This is a genomic window from Alteromonas oceanisediminis, from assembly GCF_018474025.1.
Classification (GTDB): domain Bacteria; phylum Pseudomonadota; class Gammaproteobacteria; order Enterobacterales; family Alteromonadaceae; genus Alteromonas_E; species Alteromonas_E oceanisediminis.
In genome coordinates this window covers 215,165-238,991 of sequence record NZ_JAHCTA010000006.1, presented here as the reverse complement: position 1 = coordinate 238,991, position 23,827 = coordinate 215,165, and the positions used below count along the sequence as shown (strand labels likewise).

25 protein-coding genes are annotated in these 23,827 nt (G+C 48.3%); 17 read left to right on the top strand and 8 right to left on the bottom strand.

The window, feature by feature from the left end; translation table 11 throughout:
* Position 1: 1 nt before the first annotated feature.
* Together KIU71_RS12370 and KIU71_RS12365 are read left to right on the top strand one after the other, a co-directional pair.
* Positions 2–544 carry a DUF2058 domain-containing protein gene (locus tag KIU71_RS12370; RefSeq protein ID WP_214131593.1) on the top strand — a complete coding sequence of 181 codons (543 nt, stop codon included), beginning with the start codon at positions 2–4 and terminating at the stop codon, positions 542–544.
* 18 nt (positions 545–562) lie between these two features.
* On the top strand, positions 563–1,024 hold the full coding sequence (locus tag KIU71_RS12365; protein WP_214131592.1) for an acyl-CoA thioesterase: 462 nt from the start codon (positions 563–565) through the stop codon (positions 1,022–1,024).
* On the opposite strand, the gene KIU71_RS12360 is transcribed toward KIU71_RS12365, so the two are convergent.
* Positions 1,013–1,342 carry a hypothetical protein gene (locus KIU71_RS12360; protein WP_214131591.1) on the bottom strand — a complete coding sequence of 110 codons (330 nt, stop codon included), beginning with the start codon at positions 1,340–1,342 and terminating at the stop codon, positions 1,013–1,015. The two genes, KIU71_RS12365 and KIU71_RS12360, sit on opposite strands and share 12 nt — an antisense overlap.
* 184 nt (positions 1,343–1,526) lie before the next feature.
* Here KIU71_RS12360 and KIU71_RS12355 point away from each other — a divergent pair, with 184 nt between their 5' ends.
* Together KIU71_RS12355 and KIU71_RS12350 are read left to right on the top strand one after the other, a co-directional pair.
* Positions 1,527–2,288 carry a Nif3-like dinuclear metal center hexameric protein gene (locus tag KIU71_RS12355; RefSeq protein WP_214131590.1) on the top strand — a complete coding sequence of 254 codons (762 nt, stop codon included), beginning with the start codon at positions 1,527–1,529 and terminating at the stop codon, positions 2,286–2,288.
* Entirely contained in the window at positions 2,285–3,064 is a 780-nt protein-coding gene (locus KIU71_RS12350) for a methyltransferase domain-containing protein (RefSeq protein WP_214131589.1), read from the top strand. Before KIU71_RS12355 ends, KIU71_RS12350 begins: the two co-directional genes overlap by 4 nt.
* 24 nt (positions 3,065–3,088) lie before the next feature.
* Here the strand turns inward: KIU71_RS12350 and KIU71_RS12345 are convergent, their stop codons facing one another.
* Positions 3,089–4,105: a 2-hydroxyacid dehydrogenase gene (locus tag KIU71_RS12345; RefSeq protein WP_214131588.1), complete on the bottom strand. Its 1,017-nt coding sequence runs from the start codon at positions 4,103–4,105 to the stop codon at positions 3,089–3,091.
* 15 nt (positions 4,106–4,120) lie between these two features.
* A complete protein-coding gene (locus KIU71_RS12340; RefSeq protein ID WP_214131587.1) occupies positions 4,121–4,609 on the bottom strand; it encodes a glutathione peroxidase in 489 nt (162 codons plus the stop codon).
* Positions 4,610–4,623: 14 nt separating this feature from the next.
* Between KIU71_RS12340 and KIU71_RS12335 the strand changes: the two genes are divergently transcribed.
* Entirely contained in the window at positions 4,624–5,589 is a 966-nt protein-coding gene (locus KIU71_RS12335; RefSeq protein ID WP_315853292.1) for an NAD(P)-dependent oxidoreductase, read from the top strand.
* Between the two features lie 7 nt (positions 5,590–5,596).
* Here the strand turns inward: KIU71_RS12335 and KIU71_RS12330 are convergent, their stop codons facing one another.
* Positions 5,597–7,345 (bottom strand): response regulator, encoded by a 1,749-nt coding sequence (locus KIU71_RS12330; RefSeq protein WP_214131585.1) that lies wholly within the window; start codon positions 7,343–7,345, stop codon positions 5,597–5,599.
* 288 nt (positions 7,346–7,633) lie between these two features.
* Here KIU71_RS12330 and KIU71_RS12325 point away from each other — a divergent pair, with 288 nt between their 5' ends.
* From KIU71_RS12325 to KIU71_RS12305, 5 genes are read left to right on the top strand one after another with little or no spacing between them, the layout of a single operon-like run.
* A complete protein-coding gene (locus KIU71_RS12325) occupies positions 7,634–9,124 on the top strand; it encodes a CoA-acylating methylmalonate-semialdehyde dehydrogenase (RefSeq protein ID WP_214131584.1) in 1,491 nt (496 codons plus the stop codon).
* A 13-nt stretch (positions 9,125–9,137) separates the two neighbouring features.
* Complete coding sequence (locus tag KIU71_RS12320; RefSeq protein WP_214131583.1) at positions 9,138–10,292, top strand: acyl-CoA dehydrogenase family protein; 1,155 nt, start codon at positions 9,138–9,140, stop codon at positions 10,290–10,292.
* 17 nt (positions 10,293–10,309) lie between these two features.
* Positions 10,310–11,464: an enoyl-CoA hydratase/isomerase family protein gene (locus tag KIU71_RS12315; RefSeq protein ID WP_214131582.1), complete on the top strand. Its 1,155-nt coding sequence runs from the start codon at positions 10,310–10,312 to the stop codon at positions 11,462–11,464.
* On the top strand, positions 11,461–12,348 hold the full coding sequence (gene mmsB, locus KIU71_RS12310) for a 3-hydroxyisobutyrate dehydrogenase (protein WP_214131581.1): 888 nt from the start codon (positions 11,461–11,463) through the stop codon (positions 12,346–12,348). Before KIU71_RS12315 ends, mmsB begins: the two co-directional genes overlap by 4 nt.
* 1 nt (position 12,349) lies before the next feature.
* Positions 12,350–12,904, top strand: coding sequence for a D-glycero-alpha-D-manno-heptose-1,7-bisphosphate 7-phosphatase (locus tag KIU71_RS12305; protein WP_214131580.1), 555 nt, complete (start codon positions 12,350–12,352; stop codon positions 12,902–12,904).
* 9 nt (positions 12,905–12,913) lie between these two features.
* On the opposite strand, the gene KIU71_RS12300 is transcribed toward KIU71_RS12305, so the two are convergent.
* Both KIU71_RS12300 and KIU71_RS12295 read right to left on the bottom strand, forming a co-directional pair.
* The gene (locus KIU71_RS12300) at positions 12,914–14,452 is read right to left on the bottom strand and encodes a DUF3413 domain-containing protein (RefSeq protein ID WP_214131579.1); all 1,539 of its coding nucleotides are present in this window, start codon (positions 14,450–14,452) and stop codon (positions 12,914–12,916) included.
* A gap of 3 nt (positions 14,453–14,455) precedes the next feature.
* On the bottom strand, positions 14,456–14,671 hold the full coding sequence (locus tag KIU71_RS12295) for a YejL family protein (RefSeq protein ID WP_214131578.1): 216 nt from the start codon (positions 14,669–14,671) through the stop codon (positions 14,456–14,458).
* A 138-nt stretch (positions 14,672–14,809) separates the two neighbouring features.
* On the opposite strand from KIU71_RS12295, the gene yejK reads away from it, so the two are divergent.
* The 3 genes from yejK to KIU71_RS12280 all read left to right on the top strand — a co-directional run bounded on the left by yejK (position 14,810) and on the right by KIU71_RS12280 (position 17,728).
* On the top strand, positions 14,810–15,859 hold the full coding sequence (yejK, locus tag KIU71_RS12290) for a nucleoid-associated protein YejK (protein ID WP_214131577.1): 1,050 nt from the start codon (positions 14,810–14,812) through the stop codon (positions 15,857–15,859).
* Between the two features lie 104 nt (positions 15,860–15,963).
* Entirely contained in the window at positions 15,964–16,872 is a 909-nt protein-coding gene (locus KIU71_RS12285) for a 6-carboxytetrahydropterin synthase (protein WP_214131576.1), read from the top strand.
* On the top strand, positions 16,853–17,728 hold the full coding sequence (locus tag KIU71_RS12280; RefSeq protein ID WP_315853289.1) for a M23 family metallopeptidase: 876 nt from the start codon (positions 16,853–16,855) through the stop codon (positions 17,726–17,728). Before KIU71_RS12285 ends, KIU71_RS12280 begins: the two co-directional genes overlap by 20 nt.
* Here the strand turns inward: KIU71_RS12280 and KIU71_RS12275 are convergent.
* Positions 17,725–19,548, bottom strand: a complete 1,824-nt coding sequence (locus KIU71_RS12275; RefSeq protein WP_214131575.1) for a M61 family metallopeptidase — start codon at positions 19,546–19,548, stop codon at positions 17,725–17,727. The two genes, KIU71_RS12280 and KIU71_RS12275, sit on opposite strands and share 4 nt — an antisense overlap.
* A gap of 29 nt (positions 19,549–19,577) precedes the next feature.
* Here KIU71_RS12275 and KIU71_RS12270 point away from each other — a divergent pair, with 29 nt between their 5' ends.
* The 4 genes from KIU71_RS12270 (at position 19,578) to KIU71_RS12255 (ending at position 22,816) form a co-directional block, all read left to right on the top strand.
* The gene (locus tag KIU71_RS12270; protein WP_214131574.1) at positions 19,578–20,315 is read left to right on the top strand and encodes a flagellar brake domain-containing protein; all 738 of its coding nucleotides are present in this window, start codon (positions 19,578–19,580) and stop codon (positions 20,313–20,315) included.
* A gap of 20 nt (positions 20,316–20,335) precedes the next feature.
* Positions 20,336–20,797, top strand: a complete 462-nt coding sequence (locus tag KIU71_RS12265) for an Mpo1 family 2-hydroxy fatty acid dioxygenase (protein WP_214131711.1) — start codon at positions 20,336–20,338, stop codon at positions 20,795–20,797.
* A gap of 116 nt (positions 20,798–20,913) precedes the next feature.
* Positions 20,914–21,996 carry a sensor histidine kinase gene (locus tag KIU71_RS12260; protein ID WP_214131710.1) on the top strand — a complete coding sequence of 361 codons (1,083 nt, stop codon included), beginning with the start codon at positions 20,914–20,916 and terminating at the stop codon, positions 21,994–21,996.
* Entirely contained in the window at positions 21,989–22,816 is an 828-nt protein-coding gene (locus KIU71_RS12255; RefSeq protein WP_214131573.1) for a LytR/AlgR family response regulator transcription factor, read from the top strand. The genes KIU71_RS12260 and KIU71_RS12255 overlap by 8 nt, the downstream gene beginning before the upstream one ends.
* On the opposite strand, the gene KIU71_RS12250 is transcribed toward KIU71_RS12255, so the two are convergent.
* Positions 22,794–23,813 carry an ATP-dependent 6-phosphofructokinase gene (locus KIU71_RS12250; RefSeq protein WP_214131572.1) on the bottom strand — a complete coding sequence of 340 codons (1,020 nt, stop codon included), beginning with the start codon at positions 23,811–23,813 and terminating at the stop codon, positions 22,794–22,796. The genes KIU71_RS12255 and KIU71_RS12250 overlap by 23 nt on opposite strands.
* Positions 23,814–23,827: the final 14 nt, after the last annotated feature.

Here is a 23,827-nt window from a genome sequence, read left to right as displayed (position 1 = left end):
TATGGCGCCGTCATTACAAGAACAATTGCTAAAAGCCGGTGTTGCGAATAAAAGTGCTGCCAAGAAAGCGCGCGCTGAGAAGCGTAAACAGCAAAAAGCAAAACAGCCTCAGTCAGCAGAAGCGAAACGTGCTGCTGAGGAAGCTTTGCAGGCTAAAAAACAGCGTGATCGTCAGCTCAATCAGGAGCAACAGGCTCAGAAAGAAGCCCGTGCGATCAACGCTCAGGTTAAACAGCTTATCGATATGAATAAGCAGTCGCGCCGCAACGGCGATATTGTGTTTAACTTCACGCATGACAATAAAATCAAGCGACTTTACGTTACACAGGCGCTGCATAAAGGTGCGCTTGCCGGAAAGCTTGCCGTGGTTGATGACAACGGTGAGTACGAGTTGGTTCCCATGCAGGTTGCCGAGAAAATCCTTCAGCGTCGCCCAGAAGTCGTGGTGTATATTGCGTCGCAGCAAGACAAAGATAGTGTGACTGATGACGATCAGGATGATTGGTACGCTGACTTTGATATTCCCGATGATTTAACGTGGTGATGTATTGGCGGGCACCATATGCAGGTTGATACGCTACTGCGGGTTCGATTTGGTGAGTGCGATCCACAAAATGTGGTGTTTAACGCGCGGTATGCGGACTATGTCGATATTGCCAGTACGGAATATCTGCGTTTTTTGTGTAACGGCTACGATAGCCTACAAAACGCGGGCTTGATGACGCAAGTGGTTAATTTAACCATCAATTGGAAAAATGCCGCTACATTTGATCAGGTATTGCTGTTAGAGATGACGTGCGAGCGCATTGGTACCACGTCTTTCACCCTCAACTGCAACATTACCCATTACGAGTCGGCTAACCCGAGTGTACGCGAGATTGCCACTGCCTCAGTCACTTATGTGGTGATGAGTGAGAAAACAGCGTCTGCAGTGCCAATCCCAGAGGCCATTAAGGAAGCGCTAGGCGCTTCACATCGGGTAGGGCCAATAAACTATGCAGGCCACGTTGGATTAACGCGGTAGTATCGAGCCGCTGTTTTGATCTTTAATCTGCTCGTTCCAAAATGCCTTCACAGAGAAGTTTCCTTTTGAGGAGGCCGGCTTTTTGGATTTCTTTGCCGCAGGCTTGGATGCTGGCTTAGCCGTTGACTTCTTGCTGGTTGCCTGATTTGTACCAGCCAGTTCATCAGCTAATTCGTCAAGTTGGGCCAAACGGATGTTTTTCCCGCCATCAACGCTATACCAACCACCTTTTGCTTCAATCGAAGGGGCCTTGCCGTTAGCTTTGGTATAGGCAAGGGTAAATTTTTCAATAACCTGTTCTTTATCTAGCGACGCCATAACGGATCGTTTTCCTTATCATTGTTTTCAGTAAGAATCAGATGCTCAGCGACTGTGCTTGCTTTCACAGTATGATATTTCTGGTATTAAGCATCTCTGCGTATGCGTTACACTATGGGTATGCAATACGCGAATAAATTTATACCGATTTTTTGAAGCAAAGTCTAATTTACAAGGTTTTAACATGGCTACAACGCAAAAAGCGATAGTTCAATACCTAGCGGACTATCTCAATGTGAACAAAATTAAGGATTACTGTCCGAATGGACTTCAGGTTGAAGGTCGTGAATCAATCAATCGTATTGTGACGGGTGTCACCGCGTCGCAGGCGTTAATCGACGAAGCCATTAAGCGTGGCGCAGACGCTATACTGGTCCATCACGGGTACTTTTGGAAAGGCGAAGAGCAATGTGTGCGCGGAATGAAGCGCCAGCGTCTGAAAGCATTGTTGAGCCACGACATCAATTTGTTGGCCTATCATTTGCCACTCGATGTGCACCCTGTGGTGGGCAATAATGCCCAGTTAGCTAAGCGATTAAGTATCGACGTCGGCGTTGGTCTCGAACCAGCAAACCCATTCAGTGTTGCGATGCGGGGGCGTTTTAGCCAGCCATTGACACATGCCGATTTGCATCAGCAGTTGACAGATTCTTTAGATACACGTGTGCTGAGCGAAGGCGAGCCCGAGGGCATTATTAACACGGTCGCGTGGTGCACTGGCGGTGGACAAGGCTATATTGATGCCGCAGCAGAGCAGGGCATTGATGCCTTTATCAGCGGCGAAGTGTCTGAGCAAACTATCCATACGGCGCGCGAGATGGGGATCCACTTCTTTGCGGCCGGTCATCATGCCACTGAGCGTTATGGCGCCAAGGCGCTAGGCGAGCATCTTGCTGCGCACTATGACGTTCAGGTCGAATTCGTTGATATTCCTAATCCAGCATGATTGATCCGAATAACCTGACGGGTCGGGATCGCAGCTTTGATGGGTTAGCTGATAAGTTTGAGCGAAATATCTACGGCACCAGCAAAGGCCGGCTACGGCACGAGTTGCTTCAGTATCAATTGCGTCCATGGTTACCAGAGCAAACTGTATTGGATGTGATTGATGTGGGTGGTGGAACCGGAGAAATGGCTCAGGTGATGCTACGTGCAGGGCATAACGTATTGCTGAATGATATCTCTGAGGATGTATTGAGATTGGCGCGTGCGAAACTCACAGACAGTCCGCGCGTTCGGTTCCACCAAGGCGATCTCAATAGCTTGCTTGACGCAAATGAACGCGCAGCGCTGGTGATATGTCATGCGGTATTAGAATGGACGCATCAACCCAGAAAAATTGTCCATTCTCTGGCGCAATTGATTCGACCAGGGGGCTTACTGAGTCTGAGTTTTTTCAATGCCGATGCCGCGCTATTCAGCAATGCGGTGTACGGAAACTTCGATTACATTGAACGCGGACTCAAGGTAAAGCGACAAGTTAAGCTTAATCCGCAGAATCCGCAGCGACCCCAAGAGGTTCTGCAGTGGGTCAGCGAAGCGGGGTTGAGCGTATACGCGAGCGCTGGCGTGCGCTGTTTTCATGACTATTTAAGAGATAGAACGCATCAGGTCGAAAAGTATGATGAGCTGTTCGCGCTGGAGAAGCGCTTGGGTGCTATCGAACCGTATAAATGGCTAGGACGTTATTTTCACATCATTGCTAAGGCACCGGAGTCCTGATCATTGGTGGTATTGACAAACGCTTTAAAGAAAGCGCGAGTTTGGATGGCCGTTGGCTGCCGCGTACATGTTTTTAATCGTTATCTGAGCAATCTCACTTACGGCTTCCTGAGTAAAAAAGCCTTGATGGCCTGTTATCAGCACATTGTGAAAGGTTGATAACCGTTGGAATGTATCGTCTTGAATGACCTCACAGGAACGATCGCGAAAGAAAAGATCTGATTCCATTTCATAAACATCCAATCCGACATAACCAAGATGTCCTGTCTTCAGCCCACTCACCAGCGCATTGGTATCAACAAGCCCGCCACGTGATGTGTTGATCAACATGACACCCTGCTTCATGCGCTGTATCGCATCGTGATTGATTATGTGTGCGGTCTGCGGCGTCAACGGGCAGTGTAAACTGACTATATCGCTGCCCGACAACACCACGTTAAGCGGAGCATAGCGAACCTCGCTGTCGGTAATATCCTGGTCGGGGGCAGGGTCGTAGCATAGAATGGAGCAACCAAATCCACGCGCAATCTTGATAAATGCTTTACCGATTTTACCCGTACCGATCACGCCAATTGTTTTGCCAAACAGGGTAAATCCGAGCAGCCCTTGCAGCTCAAAATTGCCCTCTTTAACGCGATTGTAGGCTTTGTGCATCTTCCGGTTGAGCGTCAGAATAAGTGCCATGGCGTGCTCGGCGACGGCTTCCGGTGCATAAGCTGGCACGTGGCTAATGCTGATACCCGCAAGGTGGCACGCTGACACATCGATGTTGTTGTAGCCCGCACAACGCAGCGCAATGTGCGACACACCGTATTGACTCAGGGCTCGCGCTGTCGATGCGTTAACCTCATCATTCACAAAGAGGCAAACACAATCATAGTCGGCGGCGAGTGCTACCGTGTCAGAACATAGCCTGGGCTCAAGATAATTGATGTCAAGCCGCACAGGACCAGTGGTATGCAGGCTTGCCGCTGTTGCAAGAGCCTCTTTGTCGTAAGGTTTATGGCTAAACACTGCAACGCGGTAAGTGTCTGTTGGCATCACGGCACCTTGTGGTCAGGCTGACAGCAGCTTCTTCACTTCACTTTTCAGCGCTTCCGGTTTTGTCGTAGGAGCAAAACGCCCAACGACCCGACCATCACGGTTGATTAAAAACTTGGTGAAGTTCCATTTGATCCGCGTACTTCCGAGTAAACCGGGAGCTGCTTGTTTAAGCGTATTGAATAGCGGTGCCGCATTGTCACCGTTGACCTTTATTTTTTTAAACAACGGAAAGCTGACATTGAAGTTGAGACTGCAAAATTGCTTGATCTCACTGTCTTCGCCAGGTTCCTGATGGCCAAATTGATCACACGGAAAGCCTAATACCTCAAAACCATCATCTTTAAACTCGTCGTAAAGCGCTTGCAGCCCTCCGTACTGAGGGGTAAAACCACACTTGCTGGCGGTGTTGACCACCAGCAAAACGTTGCCTTTATAATCACTCAGAGATTTTAGTTCGCCATTGTTCAATGGCATTTCATAGTCGTAAATTGTTTGAGACATTGTGCTAACCTTTTATTATTCTTCAAACCACTACGCTACACCGCCGATATCATGCTCGCAAGTGTTGTGAGCATGATCAGGCGATTGAATCAAAAGAGGCAAACATGTCAGTGAAAAAAGTCGCATTTATTGGTCTGGGCGTAATGGGGTTCCCCATGGCGGGTCATCTTGCGCACGCAGGGCTTAGCGTGAATGTTTTTAATCGAACTGAAGCGAAAGCTAAGCGGTGGGAGAGTCAGTATCCCGGTAGCGCTCACGCGACTCCAAAAGAGGCAGCCACCGACGCCGATGTGGTATTCATTTGCGTCGGGAACGACGATGATGTTCGGTCAGTGATGTATGGTGATGAAGGTATACTGGCGGGCTTGAAGGAGGGGGCGATTGTGGTTGATCACACCACCGCTTCTGCTGAGCTAGCCAATGAACTCGCTGAGGCGTGTTTAGAGCACGGTACTGGTTTTCTTGATGCGCCGGTTTCCGGTGGGCAAGCGGGTGCTGAGAACGGCGCACTGACTGTCATGGTCGGCGGCGATGCTGCCACATTTGCGATCATCGAACCGGTGTTAAAGCACTACGCTAAGTGCGTTCAGCATATTGGCAGCGTAGGCTCGGGCCAGCAAGCCAAAATGATGAATCAAATTTGCATCGCCGGGGTCATTCAGGGCTTAGCCGAAGCACTCCAGTTCGGACAGAAAGTGGGCGTTGATTGTGAAGCCGTCGTGGCAGCAATTTCGCAAGGCGCCGCACAATCTTGGCAAATGGATAATCGCGCTAAAACGATGTTGTCTGGTGAGTATGATTTTGGCTTTGCCGTTGATTGGATGCGTAAGGATCTTGGCATTGCGCTTAATGAGGCGCGGCATCGAGGCGTTAGTCTGCCATTAACCGCGTTAGTCGATCAGTTTTACGCTGATGTGCAGCAACTAGGCGGCGGTCGCAACGACACATCCAGTCTGTTACGACGCTTTTGTGACGAATAGATTTGTGTCAGTGCAGCGCAGAAGGGAGTAAATCTGCATTGCCTTTGTCACTCTCTTCAGCTCCCACATCAGGCAAGCCGGTGTCGTCCGGCTTGGGTGTGAAGGCCGTGGGGGCGCTGGCTATCTGCCGTTTGATTTCGTTGAGACGCTGCCGGTTAGATTGTGACAGAGGATACTCTTGAAGGTCTTCGACCAGCGACAATGTATAGGTTCCGCGGTAGCTTGAGAGCCCATGTTTTACCATACATTGCAATAAATTGATGGCAAACGCGGGTATAGACGCAGCCAATCGATAAGCTTTATAGAAACAGGCCAGTGCCTCGTGATGTCGCCCAGCGATAAATGCATCATTTCCGCGCTGATTGTATTGCATGGCTAAATCGTCGGCATTATTAAGCTGTTTCTCATTGCTAATAAGCAGTGTTTGCAGGATTGATTGCTCGACCTGATCACCTAACCCCGCGATTTTCGACTCACATTCCTGCAGAATTAACTGCGCACGTTCCGCATCACCAACGCCTTGCCATACCTGCGCTGCAATTAACATCGTATTGACTTCACTGCGGGAAAAATTGTGCATCCAGTCATTTTCAAGTAAACGCTTTGCCCGCTCGGTTTCTCCTTCCAACAGGTTGGCTAAACTGAGCATGTAGTCCCGACGTTGATGGATTTGCCGGTCACCCGTACTGCGGCCGGCATTACCAATCAAACATCGGGCTTTGTACAAATCTTCTTTGCGTTGTTCCAAATTCACCGCTGCCGCATTTTTAATATGATAATCAGCAAGCTCGAAGGTAAGCTCTTCCCGATGCTCTCGCACGCTCAAGGCGGTTTGGCGCTTTTTTTCCAATAACGCAATGGCATCATCAATGCGTTCTAGCATTTCATAGGTCATTGATTTTAGGCGCACCGCCTGAAGCGTTAATTCGCTGAGTTTGATGTTGTCCAGCCAACGCTCAGCCTGCGCGTAATTGTGTTGTTCAAACTCAATGCACGCTAACCATTCATACGCTTTGTTTTGCGTTAACTGAATATCCAGTAAATGACTGATTTGTTGCTGGCATCGTTGCCAGTCGCCACGCATGAACAAACTTTTTACCAATCCCCAACGTGCCCAGATGACACGATCTGAACGCTTTAACACCGATTGATATAAGGCGAGCGCTTTGTCGTACTGTTGGTTTTGGAGTAACAATTTGCCAGACAGTTTTAATAAATGAACCTGTTGTTTGACGTATTTGGGATTGGCAATTAAATCATCAAGCTCTCGCAGCGCCTCCGCTAACTCACCTTTATCAATGCGTTCTAAAATACCCAGAGTCAGTCGACGGATGGACAAATACTGCTGCATTATCTGCTTGATAGTGCGGATCGTGTATGGCTTGATGATGAGAAAATCGGGTTGTAAATCAATGATTTGACCAATGGTCTGTGGCGTCTGATCAGACGTCACGAAAATCACACCGGTTGAAGGCTTGAGCAAACCGGCTTTCTGTAAGGATTGAACCCACTCGACACCATTCTTGTGTTGCCCAAGGTGAAAGTCAAATACCACAATATCCATTGACTGCGTGCGCAATGCAGATTTCAGCTCCTGACCATTGCTGAAGCTAAAGATGTCTAGATTCCCCAATGCCAATAGGTGGCTGCGCAAGTGAATACGTGCACTGGCATTATCTTCAACGATGGCAAGGCGAGTTTTTACGGTCATTGTTTTGGCACGCTTCCAAGCCAAATGAGCACTTAATAACAGCATAACAACTGCATAAATTTTCGTCACATAAACTTTGCGTCGAGGTTATCTATTTTGATAACTGACTCTGAACCTAGCCTCTGCTGAACGCTCTTCAGCGAGGAAGGAGGAATGAGATATTGAGCGGTCGACGTTGTATAGTACAAAAGATAAACAGGCGGCAGAGCGTCACAAAATTTTTACAAGTGACTGCTCGGTCCACTCAGTTTCACAATGGGTTAACGTTTACGTAAAGGGAAGTTAATTGTAAGGTTAGCGACTATAAATCGGCATCAACACAAAAGGCATTTTATGCAGACTGTACCCTTACTCATTGACGGCAACTTCGTTGGGTCAAAATCCGAGCAGTATATTTCCGTGACTAATCCTGCCAATAATCAGGAAATCGCGCGCGCACCTAAAGCACTCGATTCAGAAGTAGAAGCAGCGATTGCTGCGGCTCAAGCAGCATTTGAGACATGGAAAAAGGTTGCCACGCCAGAGCGCGCGCGGGTAATGATGCGTTATCAGCATTTACTCAAAGAACACCATGATGAACTGGCAACCATTCTGGCAGGCGAAACGGGTAAAACCTTTGACGACGCCAAGGGGGATGTATGGCGCGGTATCGAGGTGGTAGAACAAGCTATGAACGTGCCCTCACTCATGATGGGTGAAACAGTCGAAAATGTCGCACGCAATATTGATACGTACTCCTATACCCAGCCGCTTGGCGTGTGTGTAGGCATAACCCCGTTCAATTTTCCCGCTATGATCCCACTATGGATGTTCCCATTGGCGATTGCCTGCGGAAACACGTTTGTGCTTAAGCCCTCTGAGCAAGACCCGTTGACGCCCATGCGTTTGGCCGAGTTGTTCATTGAGGCAGGTGCACCAAAAGGCGTGTTGAATGTGGTTCACGGCGGCAAGGAGCAAGTGGATATTTTACTGAATCATCCAACCGTAAAAGCGGTTTCATTTGTTGGTTCGGTGCCGGTGGGGCAATACATTTACAAAACGGCAACGTCTAACATGAAGCGTGCACAGTGTTTTGCAGGCGCAAAAAATCATACGGTCATTATGCCTGATGCCAACAAAGAACATGTGCTAAACAACATGGTTGGGGCATCAGTGGGTGCTGCTGGGCAGCGATGCATGGCGATTTCTGTGGCTGTTTTTGTAGGAGATAGCAGTGAGTGGATCGACGAGCTAGCGCAGCGCATCGGTGAAGTTAAGCCGGGGCTCTGGGATGACAAAGACGCTGGTTTCGGCCCGTTGATCAGCCCTCAGGCAAAAGCGCGAGTGCTCGAACTGATTGCATCGGGTAAAGAACAAGGCGCTACTTGTTTGGTCGATGGCAGTGATGTGACTGTGGAAGGTAGCGAAGATGGCAACTGGGTAGGGCCGACCGTGTTTTCGAACGTAAAAGCGGATATGCGCATCTATCAGGAAGAGATATTTGGGCCGGTACTGTGCTGTATGTGTGTTGATACATTGGAACAAGCGCTAGAAATTGTAAACGCTAACCCTTATGGAAACGGAACGTCTATCTTTACCAACAGCGGTGCTGCTGCTCGCAAATACCAGAGCAATGTTGAAGTGGGTCAGGTGGGGATTAATATCCCTATTCCCGTGCCGTTACCGTTCTTCTCGTTCACTGGCTGGAAAAACTCCTTCTACGGTGATTTACATGCTTATGGGAAACAGGCGATTCGTTTTTATACTGAAACAAAAACCATTACATCGCGCTGGGTTGAAGACGATATTCCCAGCGGCCCGAACATGACAATTTCTTTACGCTAGCGACGAGGTGTGTATGAATTTTGAACTCAGTGATGATCAACTGGCGTTTGCCGAAACGGCTAAGCAGTTTGCTGATCAGGAGCTAGCGCCTTATGCCGCTCAGTGGGATCGCGAACATACCTTTCCAACAGAAACCTTTCGAAAAGCCGGGGAGCTTGGGTTTTGCGGTTTGTATTCACCCGAAGAAGCGGGTGGACTGGGACTCTCCAGACTGGATTCCTCGATCATTTTTGAGCAGTTGGCAAGCGGCTGTACAACCACCACGGCGATGCTGACTATTCACAATATGGCAACATGGATGATTGCGACGTGGGGAACCGACGAGATTAAGTCGCAATGGTGTGATGAACTTATTAGTGGCGCTAAATTAGCGTCGTACTGTTTAACTGAACCGGGGTCTGGTTCGGATGCTGCCTCGATGAAGAGCAGTGCAAAACGTGAAGGTGATAATTACGTACTGAACGGCTCTAAAGTGTTCATTTCAGGCGCTGGTTCAACCGATGTGCTGGTTGTGATGGCGCGCACAGGTGATGCAGGTGCCGGTGGAGTCTCAGCGTTTGTAGTACCGGCGAATGCCGATGGTGTCGGGTATGGCAAGCCAGAAGAAAAGATGGGCTGGAACGCGCAACCGACTCGCATGGTCACTTTTGACAACGTAACCTTGCCTAAAGCCGCCTTATTGGATCAAGAAGGCAATGGTTTTAAATTGGCAATGCAAGGGCTCGACGGGGGGCGTATTAACATTGCCACTTGCTCAATTGGTACTGCCCAGCAGGCTTTGGAAACTGCCACCGCTTACATGCATGAGCGGCAGCAATTTGGTAAACCGCTCGCGGCGTTCCAAGCACTCCAATTTAAGCTAGCTGACATGAATACTGAATTGGTTGCGGCGCGTCAGATGGTGCGTTTAGCCGCTTGCAAAGTGGATACGAAACATCCCGATCGTTCGACTTATTGTGCAATGGCCAAACGGTTTGCCACCGACGTGGGCTTCAAAGTATGCAACGAGGCACTACAAATTCACGGCGGCTACGGCTACATTAAAGAGTATCCGTTAGAACGCTATGTGCGAGATGTTCGTGTTCATCAAATTCTGGAAGGCACTAATGAAATCATGCGCGTGATCATTGCGCGACGTCTTCTTGGGGACATGACGGCCGTACTGTGACCGATAAAGAGGAAACCATGCAAGAGCAAAGCGTATTATGCGAGACGTTTACCGCAGAGAATGGCGCACTCATTGGCCGTATTCAACTGAATAAACCGAAGGCACTGAATGCCATCGATCTGTCGATGGTGAAACGCATCGACGCACAACTCATCGAGTGGCAAAGCGATCCCAACATTGTGTGCGTTATTCTGGATTCAAGCGGCGATAAAGCATTCTGTGCTGGTGGTGATGTTGTGTCAATGTACAAAGCGATGCAAGCAGAGCCGGGCCGGACGCCTAAGTTTGTGGAAGAATTTTTTACTTTTGAGTATCAATTAGACTATCGCATTCATACTTACAACAAGCCGATTGTTGTGTGGGGGAAAGGTATCATCATGGGCGGTGGATTGGGGCTGTTCAACGGCGCCAGTCATCGGGTTGTGACAGCCGATACCCGTATCGCGATGCCAGAAATCACCATTGGTCTGTATCCCGATGTAGGCGGTAGTTGGTTTTTGAATCGAATGCCGGGGCATTGTGGTCTCTTTCTGGGCCTTACCGGTGCCAGCATCAACGCCACCGACGCTCTATACGCTGAATTGGCGGACTTCTACGTCGGTAATTACGCCGTCTCAAGTGCGATAGAAGCGTTACGCAGCCAACCTTGGCCCGTTGATCGGAAGACCCGCAACAGCGCGCGAGACGCGCACATGCTGGTAAATGATGTGCTTAAAACATTGTCCGATGTCAGTCGTTCTGGCATGCCTGAAGGGCAGTTGGAAGCTCACCGTGATTCGATCGACGCCGCCTGCGCAACGGGCTCAATTAGCGATATCGTCAGTGCCATTGTTGATCTCGATGCAACCGACGACAAATGGCTGCAGCGCGCACAAAAAGGCCTTGCGTCGGGATCGCCTATCACGGCGCATATTGTCTATGAACAGTTGCGCAGAGGAGGTGATAAAACACTGGCTGACTGTTTTAGAATGGAGCTTGATCTGTCGTGTCGTTGCGGAGAGTTTGGTGAATTTGCCGAGGGTGTCCGAGCGCTGTTGATCGATAAAGATCATCAACCGCAATGGCGCTATGCCTCAGTGGAGGATGTGCCCGCCAGCACGATAGAGTGGTTTTTTAATTCACCATGGGAAATGCATGAGCATCCTTTAGTGTCGCTAGGAGAGTCATTGTGAACAAAGTTGCGTTTATTGGACTAGGAAATATGGGCGGCCCCATGGCAGCTAATTTGGTCTCAGCAGGGTTTGATGTCTGCGTTTTCGATTTGATGGAAGACGCTGTAAATCAGTTAGTTAATCAAGGTGCGCGCTCGGCAGCGACTGCGGCCACGGCTGTTGAAGGCGCTGACATCGTCATCAGTATGCTACCCGCTGGAAAGCATGTGCGGGGATTATACATTGAGAATACAGAACTGCTGGCGTCACTGACCGAGAAAGCCTTGGTGGTAGACTGCAGTACCATTGATGTTGAATCTGCACGCGCTGTGGCTGAAAATCTGGCGTCTCAGGGTAAACGATTTATCGATGCACCCGTGTCGGGCGGTGTTGCTGGCGCTAAAGCCGGTACATTGACTTTTATTGTTGGCGGAGACGCTGATGACTTGGCTCGTGCCCAGCCAGCATTGTCAGCGATGGGTAAAAATGTGTTTCACGCTGGAGCGCACGGTGCCGGTCAAATTGCGAAGATCTGCAATAACATCTTGTTATCTGTCCTCATGGCAGGTACGTCTGAAGCGTTACAGATGGCCATCGACAATGGGCTCGACCCGAAAGTGATGTCAGATATTATGCTGCAAAGCTCTGGTCGAAACTGGACACTCGAAGTGTACAACCCCTGTCCCGGCGTGCTTCCCGATGTTCCCTCGTCGAATGAGTACAAGGGGGGCTTTATGGTTGACCTTATGAACAAGGATTTAATGCTAGCAATGCAATGTGCTGCGCAATCTCAGTCATCGGTACCGATGGGAAACCAAGCTCAGGCACTGTACAAACAGCACAGTGAAAATGGTAGCGGTCAATTAGACTTCTCCAGTATTTTCAATCTGTTTGCCAGCAAATAGGGTGGAGAAAGCACTTTTTCTAGACCGTGATGGCATTATTAATGTCAATCACGGCTACGTTTACAAAATTGATGATATCGACTTCGTAGAGGGTATTTTCCATCTCATTAAGCGATTCGTCGCAGCAGGTTACCAGCCTGTTATCGTCACTAATCAGTCAGGTATTGCTCGCGGTTTTTACAGCGTCGATGAGTTTCATGCTGCGATGGCCTATATACAGCGAGTTTTCACCGACAATGGCTTACCACAAATACCGGTCTATTTCTGTCCACATCACCCAGATTACGGTGCAGACAATGAGCGAAATTGTGCGTGTCGAAAACCTCAGCCGGGAATGCTATTGAAAGCGCAGCAGGATTTAAACCTCGATTTAACCAGCTCGGTGTTGTTAGGGGATAAATCGTCAGATATCGCGGCTGCGCGTGCGGCTAACCTAAACAGAGCCATCTTATTCGACCCCGGCTCAGACGAAATCAATAAGCTGACTCCTCAGCAGTTAACTCACCATCGCACGCAGGTTGAGTGCGTGCACGCGATGCAAGATATCAACCCGTAACCTGACACCTCAGCGCGATGAGAATCGACTCAGGTGCTTTATTGCCTGACTGAGTAAATCAGTATTAAGATTCTGCGTACTCCGATTTCCGGTGCGTAAATCAATGATCTCATAACTGCCATTACTCATAATTTCAGTACGCGTGCCGTTGTGTAGCAGGATAATTTTTTCTCCACTGGTACTGACCAGCCAATTGCGCTCAGGTTTAAACAGGTTCTGACCGGTAGAATACAATCCGGCATTGGCTTCACAGCCAAATAAGTTGAGTAACGTGGCAAGTAAATCCTCTGTGCCTGCCACCGTCGGTTGAATGTCCATTGAGGAGTACAAACGGCCTGCTTTGAGCGAGTTATCAGGATCAAAGCCGGTTGCGATGAGTAAGTTTGAGCGAGAAATCATGGGCAGTGTTAACCACTCGTCTATTTCCGCAGCACTGGCAAACACAACCGTTAATTTACCACCGACGGTGCCGTTGAACGTGGCGAGGGCGTTCTGCGTGACGGTGGCATGTGAATTTTCAATGACTAACGCGGGATCCGTGTCTACGATAACGGGTAATGAATATGCCTCGGCAATTTCGAACAAAACAGGTGTTTTGTTTTGCAAACTACTCGCATAAATTTCAGGAACACCATAGAGCACTGAATGTACCAGCGCACCCAAATCTGACGCTGCGACATAAAAGTTTTCATTCACACGCAAGTCGAGATTGTCTAATCCGGTAAGGGGGCTTGTGTCTGTTTGCACCAGCAGCGTGGCAGATAAGCTGTTATCGATGCCGCAATAGAGTGAAGAAAGCGGGTAATTGACTGTTTTGAGCTCAGCATCAAACTGCAACTGTTTGCGCTGTTGATAGCTCTCTAAATCGAGTAATTCATAACGTGATAACAGTGTTTTTGCTGTAGCCGGGTAGGACAGTGGGAACATGTTATCCTGCTTGATAATCGGCTGGTATAACTTTGCATCCGCCCACACGTGCATGGCGTGACTGGATATAAAACACACCACAAAGGCCGCAGTGACAGGAACACCGACTTTGTGCTTCACGAGGCGATCGATACGTTTCCAAATTGCGTTGGCTAAGATCAACTGAAAACCAAACCACACTAAGAACAATGCGAGTAGATAGCTCCACTCACGCCACGTGAAAGCGCTGATCTGATTTTGCGTTTCTGAACGCACAAGCTCAGCGGAGCTGAGGGTAATGTGAAAACCTGTGCGATTAAATATCAGCGCGTCAAGTGCCAGAAGTGCGAGACCAAAAGCGGCGATAAACGAGCTACTGCCTTTAACGACACGGGCGCTTGTTACCCAATAGCACTGCGGCAAAATGAAAATGACAAAACCGCAAAATGTTAAAAAACCAATGTGCCCCAACCAGTTCGCGAATAAATATACGGTGCCCAGTGGCGTGCCTGAAGCGGGTGAGGAGAAAACAAATATCGACGAAATAACCAGTGCAAAGATAATGTTGGCTAAAGCAAACCAATGCCCCCAGTTGACTAATTTAGTGACTCGTTGTCGGCGCGGAGATTCAGCTAAAATCATGTATTACGACTTCACGCTTTTTAACATGACATCGGCAAACTGTTGTGCCACAGCTGTGCGTTGTTGCGGATCGAATTGCTGCGTGAGCACTTCCGTGACCGTATTTCCCAATACCATCAGCGACAGTTGTTTATCGCATTGATGTTGGTTTAACACATCAATCACGTCGCGCATAACGTGTTCGATTTGAGTATTGGAATAGCGAGACTGTATTGGCATGCAAAACTCTATTATGGTTGTTTTGGTCAAAAGGCATGGTTTTTCAAACAATTCGATTATAATCCCTGCTTTGATGATAACAATGCTTATCGTAAAGTTTATTACCCTTAAATCCTCACACTAAAAGGTTTGTTTCTCATGAGTGCCGTTATTCACCAGTTCATCGTGCATCAGCTTCGCATCAATAAGGACAAGGCTATTCAGCTGATGCCCAAAGCTCAGTGCCTCTCCGTAACACCGTCAATCGAGGCATTGGTAGAACAAATTAATCATGCTTTCAACGCCAAACCGGGAAAGGGTGTCGGCGGATTTCAGGTTGACACGTCGCCTACTCAGGAAGGCGATTTTCAGTTCGAAGCCGCGTTAAACAAGCTACTCAAGGTTGAGCATGCCGATGATGATACGAATGCGGCGTTTCAGCAATTTAGCGCCAGTAGTGCGCAGCATTTAGTGGAAACACTCGCCAACATGCAGATGGTCGAAACCGGGTTTCTGGTGTTTTGTCGCTATGAATTTCTGGCTACTGAGTATTTGATCGTTACGTTGCTGAACACTAAGCAACATGTTCACGTGGATGACCAGCTGGAGTTATCGGTGAGTGAGCATCTCGATTTAAGCAAAATGCAACTCGCTGCTCGTATTGATTTAACACAATATCAGATACAGCCTGAGCAGCAGCGCTATGTGAGTTTCGTTAAGGGGCGAATGGGACGCAAGGTTTCAGATTTTTTCATGACATTTTTAGGCTGTGAAGAGCTAATGGATGTGAAACAACAGAATGCGCAATTGATCAACAGCGTTGATGCCTATCTTGCCACCAATACATTAGATGTGGCCGAGAAACATGAGCATAGAGAGGCGGTTCAAGATTATTACAAAGAGAAAATTGCCACAGGTGCACCCGTTAAATTCAGTGAAGTGGCTGAAAAGTTGCCAAAGCATGAAGACACTAAGTTTGATTTTAACCAGTTCGTGCAATCGGCTGAAGTGACAATAGACGAGGCGTTTCAACCTGACAAAGGCGTACTGAAACAGCTGGCTAAATTTTCAGGGCAAGGCGGAGGGGTGAGTCTTAGCTTTGATCGAAAATTATACGGCGATCGAGTTCGATACGATGAACAAACTGATACCTTGGTCATCCGCGGTATTCCGCCAAACTTGAAAGACCAACTGCTGCGTTCTAAGTGATCGCTCTGGAATTGTTAGCAGAATTGGGCGAAGTAGTCGCATCTATGCGATGAAGCCAGTTATACTACCCAATGAAACAAGTGAATAACTAAAAATAAGGCGCTATGCAATTATTTGTTAATGATTTAACGGTTATGGACTTCTCCTACCTCTGTGCTCAACGGGGCATGGTGGGGGAAAGCTGGATCGTGGACGTTATCCTCGACGGTGAACTGAACGAAGAAAGCATGATCCAGGATTTCAGCAAAGTTAAAAAGAATCTCAAGCGACTGATAGACCAATACGTTGATCACAAACTGTTAGTGCCGGTTGAATCACCATGTACCACTATCCACCATGTTGCCGACTCTGATATCGTTCAGGTGAATTTTGAACGTCAACGTCAGGGAGAGCAAGAAGGCGAGCTGTGTGAGCACGATGGCAGTATTTATTTGCGCTGCCCAGACGAAGCCTACGCGTTCGTGTATGCCGGCGAAGTGGATATGCAATCTGTGAGTCAATATTTAAAAGACATCCTTGCAACTCATTTGCCAGAGAACGTAGATGACATCACATTACTATTGCGTTGTGAAGATATTGCTACCCCTTATTACCATTACACGCATGGGTTAAAAAAGCATGACGGAAATTGTCAGCGTATCGCACACGGTCATCGCTCAAAAATTACCATTTATGAAGGTGACGAGGAAAGCACCGCAAGTGAGCTCTACTGGTCTACACGCTGGAGCGACATTTACATTGGTACACAAGAGGATTTGGTACCTGTCGACGCGCTGTCCCTGAATGGTGTGAGCAAAGATTTTGAGTACGCCTACTGCTTCGCGTACGAAGCATCGCAAGGGCGCTTTGAATTGGTCATTCCTAAAGCTGAGAGTGAGCTAGTCACTACGGATTCGACGGTTGAGTGCCTTGCACAATATGTCCTGGAAGAACAACAACGTTTAGAACCAGGAAAATCATTTACCGTTGTCGCCTATGAAGGAGTGGGGAAAGGTGCTATCGCAAAAGGATAAACACACTGGCGAACCCTTTTTGGTACGATTCGCCAGACGCTGCCTGAGTGTCGTACTTATGGTATCAATGCTATGCATCAGCGCTACATCAATAGCAACAGATGATGTGCCCTACGTCTTGATGGACAACATTCAACCGGGAGCGCTGGTACGAGGAAAAGTTGAACCAGGATATTCAGTGATCTATCAAGGCGAGACACTACCGTTGACTGAGAACGGTCATTTTGTGTTCGGGTTGGGCCGCGATGCATCAGGTGAAGTCGAGTTAGCGTGGCAATCGGCTCAAAGTTCAGGCTCGAAACGTTACGCGTTACCCCAGCGGGAGTACGATATTCAGCGGATCAATGGCCTTAAGCAGAATTACGTATCACCTTCTCAGGCGACGATTGACAGGCTTCGCGAGGATAATCGCAAAGTGGCATCTGCTCGAGCAGTGCGCTCCGAGCATGCTTTTTTCAGTCAGTCTTTCATCTGGCCAGCACAAGGGCCAGTCAGTGGCGTTTACGGTAGCCAGCGCATACTGAATGATGTGCCTAAAAGGCCTCACTTTGGGGTTGATGTTGCGGGCCCGGTTGGCACACCCATTATCGCGCCAGCAGATGGTATTGTTGTGCTGTATGTTCCCGATATGGTTTATTCAGGTGGAACGCTACTGCTTGATCATGGGCACGGTGTCACCTCGACATTTTTGCACTTAAGTGACGCTTCAGTGCGTGTAGGGCAGCGTGTTACCCAAGGTGAGCGTATTGCCTCGATGGGCGCGACAGGGCGCGCAACCGGATCGCATCTGGATTGGCGGATCAACTGGCGCAACCAACGCGTTGACCCGCAGCTACTCGTTCCTCCGCGCTCTTAGCAAGAGGGTGCCAAACCTAACCAACGTTCAAATTTAGCGGGGTCGCTGAGCGTCAGTTCGCAGGCATCTAAAATAGGCGCTGATGCTTGGACGGGCAATTGCAGTAATCGCCCATCCCGCACTACCGTCAATGTGCTTTTGGTATTGCTATCGCCATCAGTGATGACACTCTTGAATAAATCAAAGCAGTGAGTTGCTGTGACCACCCATTGATCAACAGCAATAATACGGTCGTTCACTTGCAAGCCACTTTTACAACCTGCTTGCTGTTCTCTCACTTGGGTGACAGTAACACCCAGGTCGGCCTGCTTAATACCAATGCCGAGCGTCGCTGAACTGGCGTCTGCATGTTGCTGGCCACCGACATCAGTGAAGCTCGAAGCGGATCGTTCCTGATAGGTAATGCCGATCACATCAAGACTTTTTGCCAGTGGCAGTGTGCCAGGACGATGCACTAATTCATGGAGAAATGCGCCGCAATCCTGACCGGTTAAACTAAGCACAATCTTTTCGATAACATCATCAGGGGTGCCTTGGTTCTGCTTGCCATATTCACGCCACAAAACACGCATCACATCATCCAGGCTGATTTTGTCGTCGCTGATTGAGCGCAGGTGAATGTCCAGACAAAGCGCGATTAGGCTGCCTTTGGTATAGTAACTGACGATATGATTTATTGAGTTTGCATCTTGTTGGTAAAAGCGTGTCCACGCATCGAAGCTTGATTCTGCTACCGACTGTTTGAACTGACCGGGCGAACGCAGTACGCGAGTGATGCTTTTTGCCAGCACCGACAAGTACTGTTGAGGCGTGATGATGCGACTGCGGGCTAGCGCAAGGTCATCATAAAAGCTGGTGAATCCTTCGTAGATCCACAGTTGTTCGGTATACACTTCTGCGCCCAAATCAGGCTGTAGAAATACCTCTGGTTTAGTGCGCTTTACGTGCCACGTATGCAAGAATTCGTGGCTGCACAGCGCTAAAAAGTCTCTGTAAGCATTGCTGCGCTCGACACTGGAGCCGATTAAAGGGAGATCCCATCGGGGAAACATCAGTGCGGTAGAATCGCGGTGCTCCAGACCCCCGTAACCGGCTTCCGCTAATAGCGTGATAAACACATAGCGTTTGATGGGGGGCGTATCGTCAAAAAGTTTCACCTGTTGATCGAGAATGGGCATCAGATCGCGGCTAATTCTGTCAACATCAATCGGCGGCGTGCCATTAAATGCCAGTGTAAATTGAATATTGCTCGTAACAAAAGTGTGAGTCAGAAGGGTACCCATTAACATGGGATAGTCGATCAGCGCGGTATAATTTTCACATTCAAATACGCCAAATCCATCTTCATCAATGTTGACACTGGGCATTGACGTCACTAGCTGCCAATCCGCAGTACTGTCAATGCCGCCCCGTTCAATACAGACTCGGCAAGGACTTTTGGATAATTCCGTGACTTCAACAAAAGTGCTGGTGCCATTGAAAAAGCCATATTCATCGTTTAGGTAAGCACTGCGCACAGATAAATCAAACGCATACACGACATACTCTATCTGGCATGCCTGACCTTGAGTGTGAACGTGCCACTGCTGCTTATTTTTCTTTTCAAACGGCACCGCTTCGCCGTGGCGATTCTTCACATTAAGCTGCCCGATATTTTTCGCAAAATCCCGGATCATGTAACTTCCCGGTATCCAGGCTGGCAATGAAAGGCTCAGCGTATTCGACGCATGCGCAGGAACCTGCAGCGATACGTGGAAAAGGTGTTGGCTAAGCGACAGCGGGAAAAGTGTATATGTTAGTACGGGAGCAGAGGACGACATGCTGCATTTACTCGATGATTGCTTTGTGAATGGATGCAGATTATCCTTTGATTTACTCAGATTACAAACCCATTACCGTGACCAACAAAAACAATAACGCGGGTATTGCCGCCGCCGACCTCGCCAGTTTGCGTGCATTGCAGCCAGGTACAACCGTCGATTTACAAATATCGACACCCACTAGCCCCAAGCGGGTTAAAACGGTGTATGTCGGCATGGATTATCCGCGCTGTATGATTTTCCAAACACCCAATATCAATAAATATGGCATCACCAAAGATCTGCTGTATTCAAATAACACAGTGATCATCCGCTATGTGTTGGAAGGATCGGCAGGCCAGGTGATTGCCTTTAAGGCCAAAATTAATCACATCCAAAGTAGTCCCAGTCAACTTTTTTTCACCACAGTACCCACATCTTTGCAAAGCCTGGGGTTGCGGTCTGAAAAGCGGGCATCGCCCGGCATAGCCTCTGAGATCACGTTTTCCAGCGTAGGTTCGAGCAAGAAGTCGCTGATTGTGGATGTGTCACAAAGTGGATGTCGGATCGCGATCGATGAGGATGAGCTCAAGTCTCTGGATGGTTCGGTACTCGATGCAGACAGTGATATCAATATTTGCGTCGATCTTAGTGAAAAAACGTTGATATTGGACGGCATTATTCGCAACAGCAAGAGTGAAGATGGTTATGTCTTTGTCGGTGTGCAGTTTAAGTCAATCAGCAACGACATTGACGTGTTACTGAAACGGCATATTATTAACGTGTGAAATGAACGAGAGAAATTATGATGCGTCAGATTGAAGTCATGATGAATAAGTACAGTGAAAGTCATCAAAATAAAACCAATATCGCAATCCACGCGATTGCTGTTCCGAGTATTTTCTTCGTCACACTGGGCTTGCTATGGTCGATACCGGTGCCCGAATTTATGCAGCATTACAATGTGAATTTCGCCCACCTTTGCGCCATTCCCATACTGTATTATTATTTCAAGCTGTCGGGCCCAATTGGTGCTGCAATGACGCTGATGACGCTCGTTTCGTTTGGCGGAATTAAACTGCTTGAGCGCGCCGATATTTCAGTATGGCAATTTAGTTTGGTGCTATTTGTCGTCATGTGGATTTTACAATTTGTGGGTCATAAAATTGAAGGTAAGAAGCCCTCATTTTTAGAAGATGTTCGCTTTTTGCTCGTTGGCCCGGCGTGGTGGTGGGGGCACTGGCTCAAGCGCATGAACATAGGTTACTGATCCACCTATACTGTTAACGTTCTCTACGACCAGAGCGTCGACAATCGCGACCAGTGAATACTGGTCACCATCTTCTCACTTTATACTATGGCTATGGTGTGTCTGAAGATATTTACGTGAGCCGCTGGCAAAAACTGTTCGATCACAACGAGCGATTGTTCTGGGCGTTGCACTCAATTGGTTGGGTTGGCTTCGCGCTGGTCTATTACATCGGCTCGTTTCTGCACGATATGCGCTCGATTTGGTTTTTCATCATCATATTAAACGCCTACGCGGGCTGGTTGCTCACCATTCCATTGCGCTATATTTTCCGCTGGGCCCGACAACAATCACTGCTGAAAATGCTCTGTGTTATTTTTGCGTCCTGCTATGCGATTGCGTTGGTTTGGGCTATCGTCAAGAACGTTAACTACTGGGAAATTTACAAACACGGCTACCGGCCAGATGAATGGTATATGTATACCACCAACACGATAAATTCTTTGCTGATGATCATGTGCTGGACCGGGTTGTATTTTGGAATTAAAAACTTCCAAATGCTGCAAAAAGAAAAGCAAGCGGCCCTGAAAGCAACAACGATGGCGCATCAGGCGCACATTAAAATGTTGCGCTATCAGTTAAATCCGCATTTTTTGTTCAATACCTTAAATGCTATTTCCACGTTGATCCTGATGAAAAATAATCAGACTGCAGAAGCTATGGTAACTCGGCTGAGCCATTTTTTACGCTATTCGCTCGACAATGATCCGATTAAGCGTGTACCGCTCGCGAAAGAAATTGAAGCGCTCAGATTGTATTTAGACATCGAGAAAGTCCGCTTTGACGATCGGTTGCAAGTGGTGTGGGAAATAGAACCACGGTGTGAAAAAGCACTGGTTCCGAGCATGATTTTGCAACCGCTGATTGAAAATTCGATTAAATATGCCATATCCAAGCTCACGCAAGGCGGTACGATCAGCATCAGCGCAAAAGTGTTCGCCAGTGATTTGCTGATTGATGTTGCTGACAATGGCCCCGGCGCAGAAATTGATGCCGGAAAACTGGTAAGAGAGCATGGCGTTGGTCTACCAAATATTCGCGAGCGACTACAATCACTCTATGGGCGTGACTTCTCGTTTGTGATCGCTAATAATCAGCCCACTGGATTACGCATTAGTATCCGCATACCCTATGAGTTAAAGGAAGCGTCCAATGACTGAACAATCTATTCGTGTACTCATTGTTGATGACGAGTCGCTGGCACGGCAAGGGCTGCGACTTCGCCTGCAAAATCATGCGGATGTCGACGTTATCGGCGAGTGCCCAAATGGTCTTGACGCCGTAGCCAAAATTCCTGAACTACGCCCTGACGTGGTGTTTCTAGATATTCAAATGCCTGAATTGAACGGTTTTCAGGTGATCCAGAAATTGCGTGAAGCCGACTATCCGCTGCCGCTGTTTATTTTTGTGACAGCCTACGACACTTACGCGATTAAGGCCTTTGATATACATGCCCTGGATTATGTGCTGAAACCGATTGACGACGTGCGGCTAGAGCAAGCACTGCAGCGAGTCAGAGCGACGTTGTCTCAGCATCAAAGCGAATCTACGACCAATAAGCTAGCAAATTTAGTGGCGGATTTGACCGGCGATGATTGTGAAGACATTTTGCGCAAGCTTGCAGCCGGGGAGCCTGTCGCCGCCTCGCCGTATCCTGATGTACTATCAATCAAGGATGGGTCTGAGGTGAGTAGGGTACCCGTTGTTGATATTCAGTGGGTAGATGCCGCGGGAGACTACATGTGTGTGCACGCCAAAGAAGGCATGCATATTATGCGCAAAACCATGAAAGAGTTAGAGCAGTCTTTAGACCCTAAAACTTTTATTCGGGTACACCGCTCTGCGTTGGTGAACATCAACTTTGTTAAAAAGCTTGTTAGTCATGTAAGCGGTGAATATCACTTGATACTGCATAACGCCACTGAGCTTAAAGTGAGCCGCAGCCATCGCGACCGTGTTAAGGCTGCGATGGATTTGTAGCATTTACCAAGACATGCATGGTATCGACACTGAATACCTGCAACGGTTTATGCTGCTCACCCAGTGCTTGCAAGGGAACTTCAACTGGCTGGTGATTAACCTCACCAATCATGACACCTGAAACCCCTTCTTTAATGGCTTTTATGGCATGAGCTCCCAGTTTGCTGGCCAGTAACCTGTCTTGAGGCACGGGTGAACCACCGCGTTGAACATGCCCTAATGTCACCGGTCTAACATCAATGCTGGTGCGCGCTTCCAATGCACTGGTGAGTGCGGGTAGGCCGCCAGGCCATACATTTTCAGCGACAACAACAATGTAACTGACACTACCATGAGCATCGCGTCGATGATTGATTTCAGCAAACATGGTATCCAACGAAGCTTGTTCTGAAACAAATAATTCGGGCACGATAACGTGGTCAGAAGCAGACGCAAGCGCCGCATTGAGGGCAATGAAGCCTGAATGTCGACCCATCACTTCGACTAAAAATATGCGCTCGAAGGCATCGGCGGTGTCACGCACTTTGTCAATTGAGCTCACAGCAGTTTCGATCGCAGTGTAACAACCGATGGTTGCGTCGGTACCGCTGATATCGTTATCAATCGTACCCGGAATGCCGATGACTTGGCCTTGCCAATAATGTGAAAGGTGTTCGGCACCTCTGAACGAGCCGTCGCCGCCAATGATAATGAGTGCATCCACGCCCAGCTGGTCAAGATTTTGGGCCGCAAGGCGGCCGGATTCAGCAGATTTAAATTCAACACAGCGAGCACTTTGCAACACGGTACCGCCGCGTTGAATTAAATTGTGTACGTCAGCGTTGTGCAACACCTTATGATTTTGCTGGAGTAAGCCATGGTATCCGTGTCGATATCCCACACACTCATAGTGATAATACTCACACGCAATCACAATGGCTCGAATACAGGCGTTCATGCCAGGTGCATCGCCCCCTGAGGTCAAGACAGCGACTCTTTTATCTGATTTTTTTGACATAATGGGAATCCTTT